Consider the following 19854-nt stretch of genomic DNA (forward strand, 5'->3'; position numbering starts at 1 on the left):
ACAAATCAATCTGATTAAAAATTAATTGAGAAAACGAAATTCAGTAGAAGCGAAAAGAATCTGACAATAAGAGGCCCACGCTTGTAATCGTGCTGCCGATGAATCGGTACTCGTATTCGCCAGAGATTCAATATACTTGAGCGCTTCAGTCTGTTCTGCTGCTTCTGCTTCGCGTCCCAGACAAGTCAAATATAACTGAGATATTCTTTCCTGATCATTTTGTTTTGTATCTGCTAATAAGCGCTGCGCAGTGACTTGCGCCTGCTCCACCACAAACGGGCTATTCATCATAAACAGCGCCTGGGCGGGAACCGTTGTCACCGGACGATTTCCGACCAGCATTTCCGGTGCAGGAAAATCAAAGACCGCCAAGGCAGCCGGCACACTTCCCCGCACGATGGGGAGATAGACACTGCGACGGTACTGATTTGGATTCACTTTCACTTTTTGATTCTTGTTGGGATTTACCGCTTGCTCTGGGTAATGGTCGACTGAAGAACCGCCCTGCTTCAAATCGATCTTACCGGAAATCGACAATACCGCATCCCGAATACTTTCCGCTGACAACCGCCTGCGATTCATCCGCCAGAGGTGATAATTTCCCGGATCTTTCTCATATTGAGCCGCACTGAATTCCGAACTCAAACGGTATGTCTTGCTCAGCATAATCTGACTGATGAGAGTTTTGATTGACCAACCTTCTTTAACAAAGCGAATCGCCAGATAGTCTAACAGTTCAGGATGTGTGGGCTGTTCTCCCAGGTGACCAAAGTTATCGACACTACGCACCAGGCCATTTCCAAACAAGTGTTTCCAGACCCGATTCACAATTACGCGGCTCGCCAGTGGATTCTCGGGACGACTCAACCAGTTCGCCAGTTCCAGACGTCCACTCTGACGCGGACTAACAGGACGCGATTTTACAACAGAGGCAATCGTCAAAAACCCGCGATCGACTTTGTCACCCAGTTGATGAATATTCCCTCGTCGCGCGATACGATAATCTCCTGGTTCAGGCTGCTCACCTACGGCGAGTGCCACCGGTGCCGGAGGCGGTGCCTGCTTTTTCAACTCGGCAATCTGCGACTTTAGTTTTTTCACAGCAACCTGCAGACTTTTAATCTTCTTCTGCCTGGTGGTATTCCCAGGCTTTCGTGCTTCGATAGCTCCGGCCAGAGCAGCCTCTTGTTTTGGCAATTCAAACTGTGGAAGAAACTGAACGGCATCCACAATCACATAACCTGAAGTGTCTTTATTCGAGATGACAACCGAACTGGTTTTACCGGCTTCAAATTCAAAGCGGCCCAGTGAGACAAACATACCATCAATGGGACCTTGTTTTGTTTGGTTGACATAAACCGTCTTCGCACCTTGATGCGAATGAATCGTCACAGGCACACGATTGGCACGCCCGTTACTGCCTGCAAAGGCAAAACGAACTTCATACTTTCCGGCTGCGGGCAGATCGGGGACAAAACGAACTGATTTCTCCCCTTTACTCTGATTAAGATCATGTATGTAACCGATCCCTAAATAATTTTTAGAGTAAACCGATTCTTTCCAATCACCTGTTTTCACCGCGTGCACGTCATCAACGATAATCCCAGGCAGTGACTTTAAGTGCTCCTGCTGATCTTTTTTGTTCTGAAGCGTTTTGAGTTCTTTTGAACTCGCTTTCAGTTTCTTTTCCAATGACTTCAACTGTGACTGATACTTTTCCAGTGCCGCCGCATGCTCTGGTTTGATCGGCAAAGGACGTGTCATCCAGCCGGAAACAAACTGGTTATTTAATCGATTCCCCCGCACCGTTTCCGTACTGCGGAAGATACCCGCCAACGCGTAATAGTCGGTCATGGGAATCGGATCGAACTTATGGTCATGACAGCGGGCACATCCCAAAGTCATCCCCATAAAAGCGCGACCAGTTACGTCGATCTGCTCATCAACGACATCCATACGTAATTTCTCTTTATCCCGCTCACTGAGCATTTTGGCTCCCATCGCCAGAAATCCGGTGGCGATGATATTGCGAGACAACTCGGCATCATTCTCATAAGGCAGGAGATCACCGGCAATCTGCTCGCGGATAAATTCATTGTACGGTTTGTCTGCATTGAACGCCTGGATGACATAATCGCGATACCGCCACGCATTATAAAACGTCAGGTTAATATCGAGGCCATTCGAATCGGCATAGCGGGCAAGGTCGAGCCAGTGCCGTCCCCAGGTTTCACCAAACTGAGGCGTATTCAACAATCGATCAATCAGATGCTCATAAGCCTGTGGCGACTTGTCATTCAGAAACTTCTGAATTTCTTCAGGTGACGGAGGCAGACCGGTCAAATCAAAATAGACACGCCGAATCAATGTGCGTCTGTCAGCATCTGACACGGGTTTCAGCTTAGACTGTTCCAGCTTCGCAAGAATAAAGCGGTCGATAGGATTCGTAGCCCATGTTTTATCTTTGACGTCCGGAATCTTGGGATTCTTCAAAGGTCGAAACGACCAGAACTCGCGTTCTTTATCAAAGTCAATCGCCAGTTGTTTTTTAGTTTTGGGACGACTCGTTGCTTTTCCCTTACGTGGATCGGGCGCCCCCATTTGAATCCACTTTTTAAAATCGTTAATGACTTGTGCCGGTAACTTCTCATCCGGCGGCATCGCATAAAAATCAGGATCGTGCTCAATTGCCTGCAGTATTAAACTCTGCTTGAGGTTTCCAGGTACGACTGCTTTGCCGGAGTCGCCCCCCTGCAACATTCCTTCTCGTGTGTCGACCACAAAAGACGCACTTTCGACATCGGGTTCGCCGGAATGGCATTCATAACAATGTTCTACCAGAACGGGACGAATTTTCTTCTCAAAGAATTCTATGCCCGCTTGCTGATTCTGAGCAACTGCTTTTTGTTTGGGAGCTTGAGCGCTCACCGTCTGCTCGTTAACGAAAGTCAAAGCAGGTACGAATACAATCAGGAATGAAAAATAGAGGTAAGACCGCAACACAGTTCTCCTTCTCGAAACCGTGAATGATGAACACAATCAATACGCTAACGGAAATCAAACTCTTAAGGATGGATGAGGTTCAGGCCGGGAGGAAGTTTGTTTGATCATTCGGATCGAGCCTGAATTTCAATCATCGGTCATTGTAATCCAAAAATGGTTGAATATGAACTAAATAAAGTCATTTTTTACCTTTTTAAGACAGTTCTAACTTAGAAATTACCAAACTAGCGTCAAACCGAACCCATTAGATACGAACAAACAGAATGCTCCCAATAATCGGACCCAACAAACTAAAAGAAAACCTCCTCTCCTATTTCCTTAATGAACTAAAATTAATCCATTCCCCCGGTTCAGTTAGATTTCGACACCTGTATTTGAAATCAACAAATCATCTTGACATTTTCACGACTCCAAAACCTCTCGTTTTCCAAGAGACAAACCACACCTTGACACAGCCGCGCCTCTCGCGAAACTCCGTTTCTGCGTCGCGCGCGCGAGGCAACGTTTTTTTGGATAGTAATGACTTTCGCAGCTGCGAATACTTTCACCATAAAACCCGCTAGGCGTTCGAAATTTTTCAAATACCTTCTCAAGTTCAGTTCTCGATGCTCACTACCATTTTGATCCCAAATGGTCTGTTCTTTACTAAAACCACGACCTGCGCGAACGCGCAAATACCATATCTCAGACAAAACTGCGCAAATCATTCGCTTGACCGCCTCATGCAGTTCACCAAAATGCGACGTCGTTGAAAAGAAGCGCATCAAACAATCAACCGAGACCAAACAGACCAGCAATGTAATTCCCCTTCTGAAACAGACCCACTAAAATGATAGACAGAGCATGTGGAAGACTTTGACTTTCTGCGCAAGGCTCAACTCAGATTCCATTCGGATTCATTCATTGTAGTTGATCGCATTCCATCGTCTGAGATGAAAATCCGGCAGTAGTGCAAACCGAGACTGATTCTTGAAATCAGCAAGATTTATTTTGCACTGTCGAATCTGGTTCTTATAATGAACAACACACAGCACACACACCTTCACTTAAACTTTCCTCCTGAATCGTTTAGCCCACCTGGAGAGAATCTCATGGATCGCAGAAAGTTTCTACAAAATTCCGCCGCTGGAATCACAGCCACAATCGCCCTGGATGAAGTCGCGAAGGCCTCTGCCAGCGAACGTATTCGCGTTGGAATGATCGGCGCCGCGGGCCGTGCGTCTGCCCTCAATAAATACTTTGCCGCGAATCAGAATGCAGAAATTGCCTCGATCGCCGAGATTGATTCCGCCCGTCTGGGAAATACCGTCGAAACCGTCACGAAGTTGCAGGGTAAACAACCCCAGATCTTTCAGGACTTTCGCCGACTGATCGATGACAACAGCATTGATGCCATCGTGGTGGGAACCCCCGATCATTGGCACGCTATTCCGACCATCCTCGCCTGTCAGGCCGGGAAAGATGTCTATGTCGAAAAACCGGACGGCCACAATATTGTGGAAGGCCAACGCATGGTGGCTGCGCTGAAAAAACACAAACGCATCGTGCAAATGGGCTCACAACATCGTTCTACAGAACGCTTGAAATCCGCCCTCGAATATATCCGTAGCGGTGCACTCGGTCGTTGCCTGGTTGCGAAAGCCTGGGAAAGCACGCGTCAGGGAAATATCGGAAACCCACCGGACAGCACTCCCCCCAAAACCGTTGACTACGATATGTGGCTCGGTTCCGCCCCCAAACGGCCGTTCAACCGAAATCGATTTCATGGCCGCTGGCGCTGGTTCCATGATTACGGCACCGGAGACCTCGGCAATGATGGCGTGCATCGACTCGATATGGCGTTCGCAGCCCTCAACGCCGCCTGTGAGGCACAGGGAGACGAAGCGGTCTCGCTCCCCACAAAAATTTCAGCGACCGGCGGAAAATGGTATTTCGACGACATGCAGGAATGGCCTGACACCTTGCAGGTCACTTACGAATACACGAGCAAAACTCCGAAAATCCTGACTTATGAAATGCGAATCTGGGCTCCCTACCATTACCATGGTGAATCCGAAGGCGCCGTAATCTATGGCGACAAAGCCCACATGACCATCGGTAACAGCCGTTGGCGCGTCTACGGAAACCGCGGTAAGTTAATCAAGGAAGTCAAAGGGGGCAGCAACGCCGCGGCTCACGTAGCAAACTTCCTGGACTGCATCAAAACCCGCAACAAGCCGGTCTGCGACCTGGAAACCGTGGGCCATCCCGCCTCCGTGCTCTGCCATGCCGGCAACATCGCCGCCCGCGTCGGACGAACTCTTGTTCTTGATTCCAAAACAGAAACATTCGTCAATGACGACGAAGCAAACCAACTCCGCGGCCGCAAAGAATGGCGTAAACCCTGGGAATTGCCCGAAGTCTGATTTGACTCACACACACCACATTCAAGAAAAATATCGATTGAATCACTGGCTAACCTGTAGTAAACATCAATATTTTTCGTGTCTTTCATTGGAAGAAAAAAGAAGTCATGTCGAATTTTGAGTTTGTTCCAGCCTATTGTGCATTTTAAGAAGGTTAAAGAGGAGTTCGATTATGAATTTTCAAAAAGCCTTTTTAGTAAGTGCCATGAGTGCTTGTTCGATCATAAATAATTGTGATCTTTTAAATGGTCAGGAAAATTGTCAGACTGCGCCAGCATTCAAATGGACTCCATTGATGAGTGAGCAGTCCATTTCGCTAAAGTGCGAGGATTGTTCCATATTAGAGTTTGGAAAATCCTTGAATCAAGCACGCGGTGCTCAGAATTTTCCGCTTTCATTTGATGATTATGATAACTACCTAAAAAATGGCTCACTTGCTCTTTCAAAAGAAGTTCTGGATAGAAAAATTTCACTTAATCTGAATCGAGTTCCATTCTGGGATGCGGTTGGTGGGATTGCGTCTAAGACCAACTTAGGGATTTTGACCGATATTGATGGTTATCCCTATCTGACTGACGGTCTAGATACACCAAGCAATCACTGGGAAGTTGTTGGCCCCATGTTACTACGTGTGAATTTTGAATTTCCGGAGAAAGAAACTTCTGGTATCGAGGGGAAAGATAATATTGAAAAAGCAACCCATTTAGAACTGCGGTTCACCTATGGTGATGGAGAAGCCGATCGCTTCGATATGAAACTGAATGAGGTAGCAGTTATGACGAAATCGAAGCAATTACATCCCGTTAAGCTCAAACGATATTCTGATGGTACACGGTTTGGAAAGATACCATTTGGCCAGGACGAAGTAGCCATGATTCGTGGCAAAGTGATCGCGAATGTCGCAACGAAATTGCTTTGGTTAAGAATTCATCCCAACTCTATTTGTCAGGACAAGGATTTTGGATTACGAGCAAAGTGTAGCGAAGTGAAATCAACAAAAGAGTTAATACTTCGCCGAACCAATCGCACTGGAAAGGGTGTCGGTAAAGGGTTTGGAATTAATGGCACAACATACTTACCTTCCAAAGGACACGAAAAAATATACTACACAACCATTGAACTCGAGTGGAAGACAGACATCACAGAGAAGCAACAGAGCAGATTGGCAAATCAAGTTTCGTGGGATCGTCTTGATACGAATGAAGTTAATTTTATCGAAAAAATAATGCAGGATAATCTCATCTTAGATTTTGTTCGGAATAGACCGAACCAAATCAAAACTACCGATGGCAAGGTGCCAGATCGCTCTAACTTCTTCGCAGCAGCACCAAACTCTTTTGTTGAAACGAATATAGATAAAATATTGATTACACTTTTTTCAGAAGACCGTAACAAAATTAATATCTGCCACAAATTACTTTTTGCACGCAAGGGTCTACTTAAAGAGAACTTTACAGTAAGCACTGGATTTGGGAATTAATGTTCAAGGGGAGGTAGTACAAGTCCCAATTCCCAAACTCACGACTGATGAATTTTCAGCGGGTTGGTCTCCAGAATGATGTCATTAATCCCCGTCTGATTAAAGCCTTTGAAACCCTCTTCGCGTTGTAGAATTTCCATGTGAGATCCGATCGCGCCTTCCCTGCGGAAGCGGTCGGCCTCTTCTGCGGAAATCAAACCTTCCTCAAGCAGTGACATAATCCGCGACTCTTCAACAGCCCAGATTTCACCGGCGGTAAACGCCTGCTTGAGATGCGGTAGATCCGTAAACGGTTTCATCGTTTTGACTTCATTTTCGGACGCCAGTTGATCGCGGGCCGCATCGAATTCAAACAGACATTCGAGGTGATGCATGCCCGCCTGCAGAAATGCTTCGCCATGCAGACGACACCAGAGTCCCACCGTTCCCAGTTCGTCCAATTCCAGTAACGGCTCATGTGCAAAGTCCTGTGAGACTTCCGCAGGCGACAAATCGACGTCGGCAAAAATCACCACGCCTGTTGTCGGGTGCTCCAACACTTGAGCCCCCCACCCCGCTTCCTTGCCTGCATAAAAACGTTCTCGCAGGTCAAAGCCGAGTAGCTCAAACATCGCAATCAAACGTTGAAAATGCTTTCGACTGGAGCGATAGGTATGGTGATCGTGATTCGCCCAACCCAGGCCCATTGTATCCTGACGGGCTTTTTGAATGCGGGCGACTCCGTTTCTTTGTTGCCAATACGCACGTTCGGCAGCAAAGAAAAGATCACAAGTGCGATCCACACCCAAATCTTCAATCGCAATTTTAATCAGCGACTCGGCGTGTTCAAACCCGGCGATCTCATCTGAAAAATCGCGTTTACGAAGACGAAAGGCTTCAGTATGCGAGAGCAGATCTTCCAGGTCAGCCTGAAAGGATCTCTCCACGGAATCAAGACGAACACCATGTCTTTCGATGGCGTGTAACTCAAAATCGTTTTCCTGAAACGCCAGTCGATGTCGCACCGCAGCAGCGATTTCCCCTTCAATCGGAAGTTGTAGCGAATACTGATGAGTGGCTAAGAAATCTACCACAGATTCCACACGCAGAAACAGTCGTTCTGCTGACAAGGAACTGGATTGAATCGGCGGAAAATGTGCGGCAACATGTCGAAACAATTTGAAATTAAAACCGGTTACTTCCTCATAACCTAAACGGATCAAGGTCGCTTCTAACGCGTTGGACCAATGCAGTTCCAAATGATCCACCCAATCAATCAAGCGGGTCCCCGTTTTCGCTTGCAAATCACTCGCAAATTTTACGAGGGTGGGAGATTGTTGAGAAAACGTTACAATCCGCTCATTCAGAAAGTCGGCTGTCTCGGGAAAGCGTTTCCAGTCATAAGTTGCAAGTTGTTCGTCAGACATGTTTTATCTCCTTCAAACTTCATTCTTTCCTCTCAGAATTAAGAGTCAAGTCGCCTTTCTCTTTTAATACGATAATTATCCGTAAAACCGTAACTCAATCAGAAACGACTTTTCCAACGTATATAATTAAGTAGAGACTGATCTACTGAGAATACCACATCTTGAATTCACGTCTGGAGGACCTGGAATGTCTCAAACCATCTTACTCATCGGCGCGGGAAAAATCGGACGCATGATTGCATCCTTGCTTAACGATTCCGGCGATTATCAACTGCGAATCGCGGACCGTGTTCCCGCTGCCTTGGAACGAATACAGAAACGTATTCCTTCCGCTGAAACCTATGCCCTGAATGCCGACTCGCATGCGGAACTGGTCCACATGATGCAGGGTTGCACTGCAGTCATCTCGGCTTTGAGTTTTCGAGAAAACCCGGGCGTCGCCCGCGCTGCGTTAGAAGCAGGCATTAACTATTTTGATCTCACCGAAGACCGGCAGACAACGGTCGCCGTCAAAGAGATCGCCGACGATGCCGTCCCCGGTCAGGTGTTTGTTCCTCAATGTGGTCTGGCTCCCGGCTTTGTGACGATTGTGTCAAAACATGTGATGGAATGGTTTGATGAGATCGATACCATTCGCATGCGCGTCGGTGCATTACCCCAACACCCGACCAATGCACTCTCCTATAATCTCACCTGGTCTACCGACGGCCTGATTAATGAATATTGTAATCCCTGCGAAGAGATCCACGCGCACGAAATCAAGAACCGGCTCCCTTTGGAAGGACTGGAACAGTTTACCCTCGATGGCAATGTTTATGAGGCCTTTAATACTTCCGGGGGCCTGGGAACGTTATGCGAAACGATGCATGGGCAGGTTCGCGAATTGAACTACAAAACGATTCGTTACCCCGGCCATCACATGTTGATGAAGTTCCTGCTGCAGGATCTCAGGCTCGCAGACCGTCGTGAATTACTGAAGGATGTGATGGAACACGCTATTCCCATCACATTTCAGGATGTCGTGATCGTGTTCTGCACTGTCACAGGTAAACGAAATGGACAATTTGTTGAAAAAAGCGACTTGCGCAAACTCTATGCGCAGGAAGTCAAAGGAGAACAGTGGAGTGCGATTCAATTGACAACAGGAGCCGGTATCTGCGCTGTCGTCGATCTGGTTCAGCAGGATCAGATAAATGGAACCGGGTTTCTCAAACAGGAAGATGTGCCGTTCGATCTGTTTATCAATAACCGATTCGGTCGTTACTATCAGACAGATAGTCTTCTCTCTGAAAAATCGAATTTTATCAAGTGAGCTAAACTATGACTCATTCAATACAAGATGTCTTACAACGCATCGGCGTTCCCGGTCAGCCCTCCGCAGTTGGTATTGGAACCACCTGGCAAGCGGGCGCGGGAGAAGTCCTGACAGGAAAATCGCCCATTGATGGCGAGACGTTGGTCACGTTACAGGAAGCCACGCTCGGCGATGTCGGTCTGGTTGTCGACACCGCCAAAAATGCCTTTCTGAAATGGCGACAAGTCCCCGCCCCCCGACGCGGTGAATTCGTACGCTTAATCGGCGAAGCCCTGCGCGAACACAAAGCAGACCTGGCCGCGATCGTCAGTTGGGAAGCTGGTAAGATCACGCAGGAAGCATTAGGGGAAGTCCAAGAGATGATTGACATCTGCGATTTTGCGGTCGGCTTGAGCCGTCAGCTTTATGGATATACCATCGCCAGCGAACGTCCGGGGCACCGCCTGATGGAACAATGGCATCCATTGGGTCCCATCGGAGTCATCAGTGCGTTTAATTTCCCGGTTGCGGTCTGGGCGTGGAACTCGATGCTCGCGTTTGTGTGCGGAGATTCGGTGATCTGGAAACCTTCAGAGAAAACGCCTCTTTGTGCGATTGCCTGTCAACAAATCGTCAACAATGTTGCACAGGATTTCCCCGAGGTCCCCGACGGCATTTCGAACCTGCTCGTCGGACGCGCGGAAATTGGCAAAGCGTTAACAGAACATCACGAAATTCCATTGATCTCGGCAACGGGATCGATCCCCATGGGCCGCGCTGTTGCCAAAACTGTCGCCGGTCGCCTGGGACGCAGCCTGCTGGAATTAGGTGGCAACAACGCCATGATCGTCACCGAATCCGCAGACCTGGAAATGACCGTTCGTTCTGCGCTCTTCTCCGCCGTTGGCACCTGTGGTCAACGTTGCACCACACTGCGTCGTCTTATCGTCCACGAAAGTATCGCAGACCAATTACTGAACTCACTCAAGAATGCCTACCAGCGATTGCCCATTGGAAATCCCTTGAGTACAGGCACGCTGGTTGGGCCCCTCGTTGATCAGGCTGCGCTCGATGCCATGCAACACGCGCTGCGAACTGCTGAAAGTCAGGGGGGCACAGTCCACTATGGGAACCCCATTTTGGAAGATGTTCCCGCAGGCGGCTGCTACGTGCATCCGGCGATTGTAGAGATGCACAGCCAGACCGAAATCGTGCAACAGGAAACATTCGCCCCCATTCTGTATGTCATGCGCTATCGCACGCTGGAAGAAGCATTCGAAATGCACAACCAGGTTCCGCAGGGGCTTTCGTCAGCCATCATGACAAATGATATCCGGGAAGCAGAATTGTTCATTTCACCCGTCGGATCAGACTGTGGTATCGCCAATGTGAATGTCGGCTCCAGTGGCGCGGAAATTGGCGGCGCCTTTGGAGGTGAAAAAGAGACCGGCGGCGGGCGCGAGTCAGGCTCTGATTCCTGGAAAGCCTACATGCGACGCACGACAAACACGATCAATTATTCTACCGAGTTGCCGCTCGCTCAAGGCATCGAATTCAATCTGTAAGACATCAACGCAATTATTCATCGCTTTGGGTTCGATTCTCGGGTACTTCGAATTTCTGGACTGAGTTCTCTTCGGGAAAGACGGCCGTGGTTTGGAAATCAGCAAAGAGAGGGGGATCTCCCCCTCCTTCGTCCTCTTCTTGTGAAGACTGTGTACTGCGTCCCTTAATGATGACGGTATACGCGCCGCCAACGACGCCCCGCCCTGCTTTTGCCGTATCAAACTTACCATCTTCAATCGCCGCTACCCCCTGAGGTCCGGTGTTTCCTTCGTCAGCGTCTGCGACGAACAACACGGAACCATAGGGAACGGGTTTGCCGGCATAAGTCACCGTTCCTGAAACATCATACAATGTTTCACTTCTCCCGTTTGATCCACAGCTTTGGCTTAACAAACAACACAGACCGCCCAATAACATCACTGTCAGCTTGGGAACATTCAAATGAAACATGATCAGACTACCAAATCAGTTGTAGGTTACAATGAAAAAAGCATCTCCCAAGGAAGACTTCATGAGAGATGCAAGTTGAATCGATATGACTAGAACTCAAGCGTATTGGTTTCGCCCCCTTCGCGGCTGGCCGTCGCCAGATACACATTCAGATCGATATTTTCGGAAGCAAAATGTACGCTACCATCGGACATTAAAATGTGAGCGCCCCCTTCGTGTGTGCTACCGAAGCTCATATTATTGAATTCACCAGAAACGAATCCGTGCACGTTAATTCCAAACTTCACGTTCTTGCTACTCCCACACGAATCATTGTGGCAGCCACGATTCCAGGATCGGGGGGCAATTGCTTCGGCCAGATATTTATGAGCAGACATTTCTCCCACCATAATGGTATTGGAAGATCCATCCAGAATATCCCGCAGCCGCACCTGGGAACGAGGACCACCTAAGACTCCCAGATTGGAAACGTCATTTCCACTTCGACAATTGGGAATCGAAGTACCCGATGAAGGGTTTTCGCACTCCAGTTGATAAGGCGCCGAAGAAGTTGCATTGGTTCCCACCGGCCCCATGTTGCCCACATAGTGTGAGGCGAATGTCGGTGTGGAATTAAAGACTTCACTTGTATGCGTGGATTTCGTTTTATTAGAACTCGGGCAATGGTAAACCTGTGGCACGTTCAGACAGGCTTGCCGATTATCGGAAAAGGCATAGCCTCGATTGAGATTAAACGTTTGATACAAAGGCGCCTGATCCACAAACGGAAGAATCATCACAAGAAAGCTCATACTCACGTTATTGGCCGTCGAACTACCGGTTCCCGAACCAATCGATTGCCCATAGCCCCCTTGGGGAAAGATCCGATGAGTCTCATGATAATTATGTAACGCCAGACCAATTTGCTTTAATTGATTCTTGCAGGTACTGCGACGCGCGGCTTCGCGCGCCTGTTGGACTGCCGGTAATAATAACGCGATTAAAATGGCAATAATGGCAATCACCACCAGCAATTCAATCAGAGTAAAGCCACGCCGCTCTCTTCTGCCTGATGAACTCATGATTTCTTCCTTCGGTAAGATTTAAAAACGATTAAGAAAATCCGAACTAAAACACCTCATTGATGACTTCACCCCCTAATACGGTGGCGATTTCTTTTCGATTATTATGCATATAAAACAGTTTGTGCTGATCGATACCCAATGCGTGAAGCAGTGTGGCGTGTAGATCGGCGGGAGAGACGGGACGTTCGACGGGCGTGTATCCCAGGTCGTCCGTTCTGCCAATGATCTGCCCCCCCTTCACGCCTCCTCCGGCCATCCACATACAATAGGTCGTTGGTAAATGATCGCGGCCGCGCCGGTCCCCTTTTGCAGAGCCTTCCGTGGTCGGCGTTCGTCCGAATTCGCCTCCCCAGATCACCAGCGTCTCCTCCAGTAAACCTCGCTGTTTCAAATCTTTGAGCAAACCCGCTATTGGTCGATCCGTCGCACGGGATCGTTTCAGATGATTGGCCTTGAGCGAACCATGAGCGTCCCAACCTCCGTTTCGTAATTGCACCACCCGCACGCCGCGCTCCACGAGCCGTCGCGCAATCAGACAATGCCTGCCAAATTCCGCAGTCGGCTTATCATCCAGACCATAGAGTTTGGCAGTCTCAGCCGTTTCGCTCTCCAGATCAAAGACTTCCGGTGCGGAGGTTTGCAAGCGGAACCCGAGTTCGTAAGAGGCAATTCGCGCCTCCAGTTCGGAATCCTGACCGAGCTGCCCCAGATGCTCCTGATTCATCCATTTGATGAAATCGAGTTGCTGACGGCGATTCTGATTCGAATAACCGGACGGCATCTGGGTGTAGGGAATCCCCCGCTTTCCATCCACCAGTGTTCCCTGGAATCGCGATGGTAAAAACCCGGCCCCCCAGCCCGGTGTCTGCGGGGCGGGACCGGTACTGTTGGAAAGCATCGAAATAAACCCGGGTAGATCGCGGCTTTCACTTCCCAATCCATACGTCATCCAGGCGCCCAGACTGGGTCGATCACCAATGGCTGAACCGGTCAATGCAATACACTCTCCCGGTCCATGTACGGGCACCCGATGATTCACCGACCGCAAGACACAAATTTCATCAATCAACTGTGCGGTCTCGGGAAACAGATTCGAAACGGGAATGCCACTCTCACCATATCGTTTGAATAAAAACGGTGATGCCATCAGCTTGGAACCCAGGCCCGCACGCGGAATGTTCGGCACACGGGCCGCTATGCTCGCAGGGACCGCCTGCCCTTCCAGTTCGGTGAGCAATGGTTTCGGATCAAACGTATCAACCTGACTCGGTGCTCCCGACATAAACAGAAAAATCACGCTTTTGGCCGTCGCGGGAAAATGACGTTCGCCGCTACTGATGTGAGTTCCCTCTTCTGCACACAACAGCCCTTCATCGGCCAGCAAAGACAATAATCCCACAGCGCCAAAGCCGAGCACACTCTGCCCCAGCATTTCACGCCGACTCACAAACCGTCGATCGATGCCGGGAGAAAACCAAGTTTGATTCATTTCATCAGATAACATTAAAAATCTCTGAATTAAGGGATGTACATAAACTCGTTCAAATTCAGTAACGCATGACAGAGCATCGACAGCGGACGTTTCTGCTCCACTACAGGTTTCTCCATTTCATAAAAGAGCATCGCACGCTTCTGTTCCTGTGCAGTCGGCATGCGACCTAACACTCGTAAAAACGCACGCTCGACCTGTTGACCGTGATGATCGCCGGCTTCCTCAACAATCGTTTTCGCCAGGACCTGCGCCCGTCGATCCATGAACTGACTGTTCAACATAAAGAGAGGTTGCAGTGCGACGGTCGAAACCTGCCGACGGGAACAACTGGCGATACTGTCCGGCGCGTCAAACATCGCCATCACGGATGGCTTCTCGCTCCGCCGCTGAAACAGATAAATTGTGCGTCGCAAATTTTCCTCTTCGCGTTCCTGAGGCACACTCGGTCCTCCAAGTTCGCGTTTGAGTTCACCCGTCGCACATAAAATTGAATCGCGAATCGCTTCCGCTTCCAACCGACGACGAGGCCAGCTCCAGAGCAGTCGATTCTCGGGATCCTGTTTCAAATTGGTTTCGTTAAATGAACGTGCCTGCCGATAGGTTGACGAAAGCACAATCAGCCGATGAATGTGCTTCGTGCTCCAGCCCTGATCCATCAACTCAGCCGCCAGCCAGTCCAGCAACTCGGGATGTGTCGGTTTCTCGCCCTGCACACCAAAATCACTGGGGGTTGCCACCAGACCCCGTCCGAAATGATACTGCCAGAGCCGATTGACCCACACGCGGGATACCAGCGGATTCTTCCGATCCGTCAGCCAGTCCGCCAGCGCGGTCCGCGACATCGTTTCTGACGATTCCGAAGTGGCCCCCAATACTGCTGGCCAGCCTTTTCCTACTTCCGGTCCCCGCTTGTGCACATCGCCGCGAAGCAGGATTTGCGATTTGGTCAGTTTCAAGCGTTCTTTGGAATACGGGATCGGATCACGGTTCACTACCGGCAGCCGTTCGATGTTTCCATGCCCTGTTAACGGAGAATAATACCCCCAGGTATGCGGTTTCGTCGTGTGCTGAAATCGCTTCTGTTTGATTAATTTCTTCGCCTCGCGTTGATAAAAATCAAACGTCCCTTTCGGCATCCACGCTTTCATGTCTGTGGGGTTGGAAAGCGACTGACTCTGGAGTGACAGATTCCCCAATTGGCCATTCACAAAAAAGCCCTGCAGCCGATAATAGTCCCGCTGTGTCAACGGATCGAATTTATGGTTGTGGCATTGAGCACATTCCAGAGTCAGACCAAGCAGCGCACTACTGGTGACATTCACAATATCCACCAGCACATCATTTCGCTGTGCCGCCTTATCCATCTGATTACCGCTGATTCGAGCCGATGCTAAAAAACCGGTCGCGATCACATGCTCGTCTGCATACGGCTTCAGCTCATCTCCCGCTAACTGTTCCCTGATGAACTGATCAAAGGGTTTATCCTCATTAAAACTCTCGATGACATAATCACGATACCGCCAGGCATAAGGCCGCGGCAGATCATGCTGGTAACCGTGGCTCTCCGCCCAGCGCGTGAGATCGAGCCAATACCGCGCCCAACGTTCGCCATAATGTTTCGATGCTAATAAGTGGTCGACCAGTTTTTCGTAAGCACGCGGATCCGTATCGTTCACAAAGGTCTCGATTTGCTCTGCCGTTGGCGGTAAACCGATCAGATCCAAATAGAGGCGCCGAATCAATGTTCCCTTGTCGGCTTCCGGTGCAGGTTGAATGCCCTGTTTCTGATACGCGCGCTTGATAAACGCATCCACGGGCGTACGCACACGTTTGGAGTTTTGCATCACGGGCACTTCGGGGCGTTTAATGATTTGAAAGGCCCAATGATCGGACTCGGCTTTGGGCGTCGGTAATAACTGATGATCCCATTTTGCCCCTTGATCGATCCAGGCACTTAACAAAGCAACTTCCCGTTCAGACAACGGCTGTGTTGAATCTACAGGCGGCATCCGTTCCTCGGCGACTTTTGAGGAAACTAGCTGAATCAGCTTACTTTGTGCGCTTTCCCCCGGCACAATCAACTCTTCGCCGGTACTGAACCCAAGTAATTCGTCATACACATCCAGTCGATAGCCGGAATCGGGATTCGTGCCCGCATGACAGGAAAAACAACGTTGTTTAAGCAACGGATAAATTTCTTTGCGAAAATCAACCTGCGACTGCCAGGCTTGCTGTTTTTTCTGATTCATTGAGGGAATCTGTGACGGTGATAAATCGAGCATATCACTCCAGGTGCGACTCAATACCAGATCACTCACATAAATCCGGTCATCCACTTCCGTTTTATACCCGGTCGCAAAACCGACCCAACGCACCGCATTGACACTCTGCGGATTTACCGCGGTGGCCACGGGTTGGTCGAATTCGTCCGGTTTCGGATCGACCCATAAATCGAATCGCGTAAACCCCGCACGCAGGGATTTTTCCGGCTTCGATAATCTGCCGACAATCTGGTAATCCCGATCGCGTTCCAGCTCAACAGAACTCCAGGCGGTTTTATGGCTCCCAATCCGAACCATAAACACGACTTTTCCTTTTTGTGGACCGCTGGCAGCCACATGCACACCGATATTCGGAATGTGTGAAGCATGGACCGCCTCATCAGTGCCTTCATAACGATCCAGCCAGAAGACAAAAAACTCGCCCTGATCACGCAATCTTTCATCGACCGCATAACGGAATCGAAACCGCAGAAACAATTCCTGTCCCTGATAGGTTTCCTGCAACTCTCTGCGCAACGGATTATTGCGTTTGTTGGAACCTTGAATCAGCGCTTCATGTTGAATGGCCTGTTGCTGTTCGTTTTGTGATTTCTTTTGCTTCACATCGACAAACAGAGCCGGTTGCTGTTTCGAAAGTACCCAGCCTCCGTTCCAGCCAAATCCCGGTTGTTCTTTTTTGTGTGAATCAAACGTCTGATTGACTAAGCCCTGTGCCAGTCGTGATTCTTGTCCCGGTATCTGCTGAATGTGAGAGAGCAGCATCCCACAAACCAGTATGGAAAGTAGTCTTGTATTAAAAAGAAAAGCCCGCACAGCGCAAAACATCACAAAACTTTCAGTACAAACATTGATAAACTATTTCTGAACGGCAGCAGGTTGTGTGACTGCTTCATACGAATCACCAATGACGAGCCGATCCAGAAAAAGCGAATCGGTCACTTCAGTATATTGCCCGATCCGCATGCCTAGAGCGTTAATCGATTTCAGGAGCTTCCCCTCTTTCGGTAGGTTCACAACAACATCCGGAGTTTCTACCCGATCACCAACCGGGTTCACCCAGACCTCCAGATGATTAAAATGAGGGGCATTTTTCCTGGCAAGATGGCCTACCAGCAAAAACGTTTCATGATCGATGGGCTCCTGAAATAAGACTTCATCTTTCACAGTAAAACGAGCAAAGAACTGCCCCTCTTTAAACCCGACACTCGGCACCAGGGAATGGCTGTTTCCCAGACGGCCCTTTGAATCATCAAACCAGAGGCCAAAAAAGTCATCTCCATCCAAACCATGATATTGGACCAGGACGCTGAAATAGAAATCATCCTTAAGTGGTGTTTCCAGTTTGCGGGCCATCCGATGTGCGAGTGAAGGATAGGCATGATGACGACCGCGGGCCTCTAAGATCATCGGCCCCCCATCCAGTCCTCCCCATTGCATTCTTTTCTCAGGAACCATCAAGCGGGTAAAATTTTGATCGACCCACCAGCCTTCATGATCGAATCCGATACCACCGTTTTGTTGAAATAGCGAAGTCGACGGATATTCAAAATCCTCACCCACCAGAATCCCCGCAGGCAATGCGGAATTCTCTTTGATGAGCGAAATTTGATTCAATGGCTGGTGATTCTCAAAATGAATTGTCTCTTGCGGCGGATAGTTACCGGACTTCGCCGCGACGAGTTGTTCGAGCGTCGGCACATCTGCAAACTTCGCTGGCGTCACACTGATTTCTGCCCCCTGAACTGTTCCGTTCGAAAACCGTAGTGCCTGGCTGGCCTTGAGGTTGGCAAGCTTCTTGTTCGCGGACATCACCGGTTTCACATCAACTTCGCCTTCAAACACATGCACTTCCGCTTCGCCTGACCGATCCACAACGGTACCAAACCGTGTTCCCAAATCAACAATTCGTATTTTGGAAGTATCCACAGAAAACCCCTGCGCCTCATCAGGCACATACGCAGCCAGTTTTCCATGATGCAGCAGTGCATTCAAAGGAGAACGGAATTCGATCTTCGCCGGACCTTCTAAGACAACTCCTGCCCCACTCTGAAAATGGATGCGGGCAATTCCCGATTTCAACCACAGAGATTGCCCTGTTTTAAACTGAGTGCCATAGGGAATGTCTTCTTCGAGATCGTCATGTCCCCAAACCGCATCTTCCGTATCGAGTAGCATACCGACGTAGTCGGGGCGAGAGGCGATTTGGTTCTCTTGTCGGGGCGGCACTTTCTGGTTCAACCAAACAACAGCACCGACCAACAGAACCACCATGACTAACGCGATCCCTCGCAAGCGAAAAGAAAATCGACGGGAAGCTGGGAGCTCCGCGGAAGGGATTCCCAAATGAGTTGTCTGACTTTCGTGAGACAAATTTTCCTGATCTACAACATTGATTCCTTCCGGAACTGATTCATACAAGCTGGCAGACAAGAGTGAATCGAGATGAATTTGATTCGTATAATCTTTAATGAGATCAGGATACGCATTGAGAATCTCGGTCAGCCGCGCGTCTTGATCTGTCGTCAACTGTTTTTCCAGGAGACGGCAGGTCAGAGCTTCCAGTTCTTTGCGAATGGCATCATTGGGTTGATTCATAAATGCGCCTCCTGGGCAACCGTCTTTTGAATACACTCCATGAGTGTCTTACGAATCCGATACAAGGTCATCGAAACCGCATCCGCCGAGCGCCCTGCTTGCGAAGCGATCTGATTCACGGGTATCGACTCACAATATCGGTTTTCTACCAACTGACGATGTTCCGGCGAGAGCTTTTCCATACAATATGTGAGCGCCTCAGCGTGTGTTTTTGTATTGACCGCCTGTTGTGTGGCGATGACAGCGATCTGCTCCAGCGTCCGATCATCGAGGGCCGCCTGTCCGTGATTCCGTACCCGCTTAAAAAACGCCATCGCCTGCAGTTGAGCAATCCGACACGCCCAAGGCGTGAAATCTAATCGCCAGTTATACTCGGCCCGTTTCCGCCACAAAACGGTATTCGTTTCCTGCAACACATCATCCACATCCGCGGCCCGACGAATCAACGCCATTAACAAACCACGCAATACAGGTTGGCTGGCTGCAATTAAAGCGACGTATTCTTCATCAAGTTCCTGATTCTGCAAAACGAAAAACCTTCTCTGGCCTCAAGCCGATGAATCTACGTCAAAACAAAACACCGTGTAAGTTCATTAGATCAAACCCCACCAATCTAACGCACATTTTTTAAAAAAGATCTTTTTAATGCTCTCTGACAGTGCTTTGGAATAGCTTTAGTTTCATGAACTATTGCAAAAACAAAGATAGTATGGTTGTCAGAATAAGTCGTTAAAAGTTCTAAGCAATAATGGGCTAATAGATCAGCGATATTTAATCATGGATAAAATGGAAAAACTTTAACGATTAGTTGACATAT

At 49.0% G+C, this 19854-nt stretch carries 12 protein-coding genes; 4 read left to right on the forward strand and 8 right to left on the reverse strand.

The window, feature by feature from the left end:
- Nucleotides 1–21 precede the first annotated feature (21 nt).
- Nucleotides 22–3000, reverse strand: a complete 2979-nt coding sequence (locus V144x_RS20110; protein ID WP_197998544.1) for a DUF1553 domain-containing protein — start codon at nt 2998–3000, stop codon at nt 22–24.
- A 1019-nt stretch (nt 3001–4019) separates the two neighbouring features.
- On the opposite strand from V144x_RS20110, the gene V144x_RS20120 reads away from it, so the two are divergent.
- Nucleotides 4020–5408 (forward strand): Gfo/Idh/MocA family protein, encoded by a 1389-nt coding sequence (locus tag V144x_RS20120; protein WP_144987515.1) that lies wholly within the window; start codon nt 4020–4022, stop codon nt 5406–5408.
- Nucleotides 5409–5580: 172 nt separating this feature from the next.
- Nucleotides 5581–6888, forward strand: coding sequence for a hypothetical protein (locus V144x_RS20125; protein ID WP_144987517.1), 1308 nt, complete (start codon nt 5581–5583; stop codon nt 6886–6888).
- Between the two features lie 38 nt (nt 6889–6926).
- Here the strand turns inward: V144x_RS20125 and V144x_RS20130 are convergent, their stop codons facing one another.
- Nucleotides 6927–8294, reverse strand: coding sequence for a hypothetical protein (locus V144x_RS20130; RefSeq protein WP_144987519.1), 1368 nt, complete (start codon nt 8292–8294; stop codon nt 6927–6929).
- Nucleotides 8295–8481: 187 nt separating this feature from the next.
- Here V144x_RS20130 and V144x_RS20135 point away from each other — a divergent pair, with 187 nt between their 5' ends.
- Together V144x_RS20135 and amaB are read left to right on the forward strand one after the other, a co-directional pair.
- Nucleotides 8482–9606 (forward strand): saccharopine dehydrogenase family protein, encoded by a 1125-nt coding sequence (locus V144x_RS20135; RefSeq protein WP_144987521.1) that lies wholly within the window; start codon nt 8482–8484, stop codon nt 9604–9606.
- Nucleotides 9607–9614: 8 nt separating this feature from the next.
- Nucleotides 9615–11153 carry an L-piperidine-6-carboxylate dehydrogenase gene (gene amaB / locus V144x_RS20140; RefSeq protein ID WP_144987523.1) on the forward strand — a complete coding sequence of 513 codons (1539 nt, stop codon included), beginning with the start codon at nt 9615–9617 and terminating at the stop codon, nt 11151–11153.
- Between the two features lie 13 nt (nt 11154–11166).
- On the opposite strand, the gene V144x_RS20145 is transcribed toward amaB, so the two are convergent.
- From V144x_RS20145 to V144x_RS20170, 6 genes are all read right to left on the reverse strand, one after another.
- Entirely contained in the window at nt 11167–11604 is a 438-nt protein-coding gene (locus V144x_RS20145; protein ID WP_144987525.1) for a hypothetical protein, read from the reverse strand.
- An 89-nt stretch (nt 11605–11693) separates the two neighbouring features.
- Entirely contained in the window at nt 11694–12665 is a 972-nt protein-coding gene (locus tag V144x_RS20150; RefSeq protein ID WP_144987527.1) for a DUF1559 domain-containing protein, read from the reverse strand.
- A gap of 46 nt (nt 12666–12711) precedes the next feature.
- Nucleotides 12712–14172 (reverse strand): DUF1501 domain-containing protein, encoded by a 1461-nt coding sequence (locus tag V144x_RS20155; protein ID WP_232102582.1) that lies wholly within the window; start codon nt 14170–14172, stop codon nt 12712–12714.
- A gap of 14 nt (nt 14173–14186) precedes the next feature.
- A complete protein-coding gene (locus V144x_RS20160; RefSeq protein ID WP_144987529.1) occupies nt 14187–17267 on the reverse strand; it encodes a PSD1 and planctomycete cytochrome C domain-containing protein in 3081 nt (1026 codons plus the stop codon).
- Between the two features lie 30 nt (nt 17268–17297).
- Nucleotides 17298–19037, reverse strand: coding sequence for a FecR domain-containing protein (locus V144x_RS20165; protein ID WP_144987531.1), 1740 nt, complete (start codon nt 19035–19037; stop codon nt 17298–17300).
- On the reverse strand, nt 19034–19564 hold the full coding sequence (locus V144x_RS20170) for a sigma-70 family RNA polymerase sigma factor (RefSeq protein ID WP_144987532.1): 531 nt from the start codon (nt 19562–19564) through the stop codon (nt 19034–19036). Before V144x_RS20170 ends, V144x_RS20165 begins: the two co-directional genes overlap by 4 nt.
- Between the last annotated feature and the right edge of the window lie 290 nt (nt 19565–19854).

The organism is Gimesia aquarii, assembly GCF_007748195.1.
Classification (GTDB): Bacteria; Planctomycetota; Planctomycetia; order Planctomycetales; family Planctomycetaceae; genus Gimesia; species Gimesia aquarii.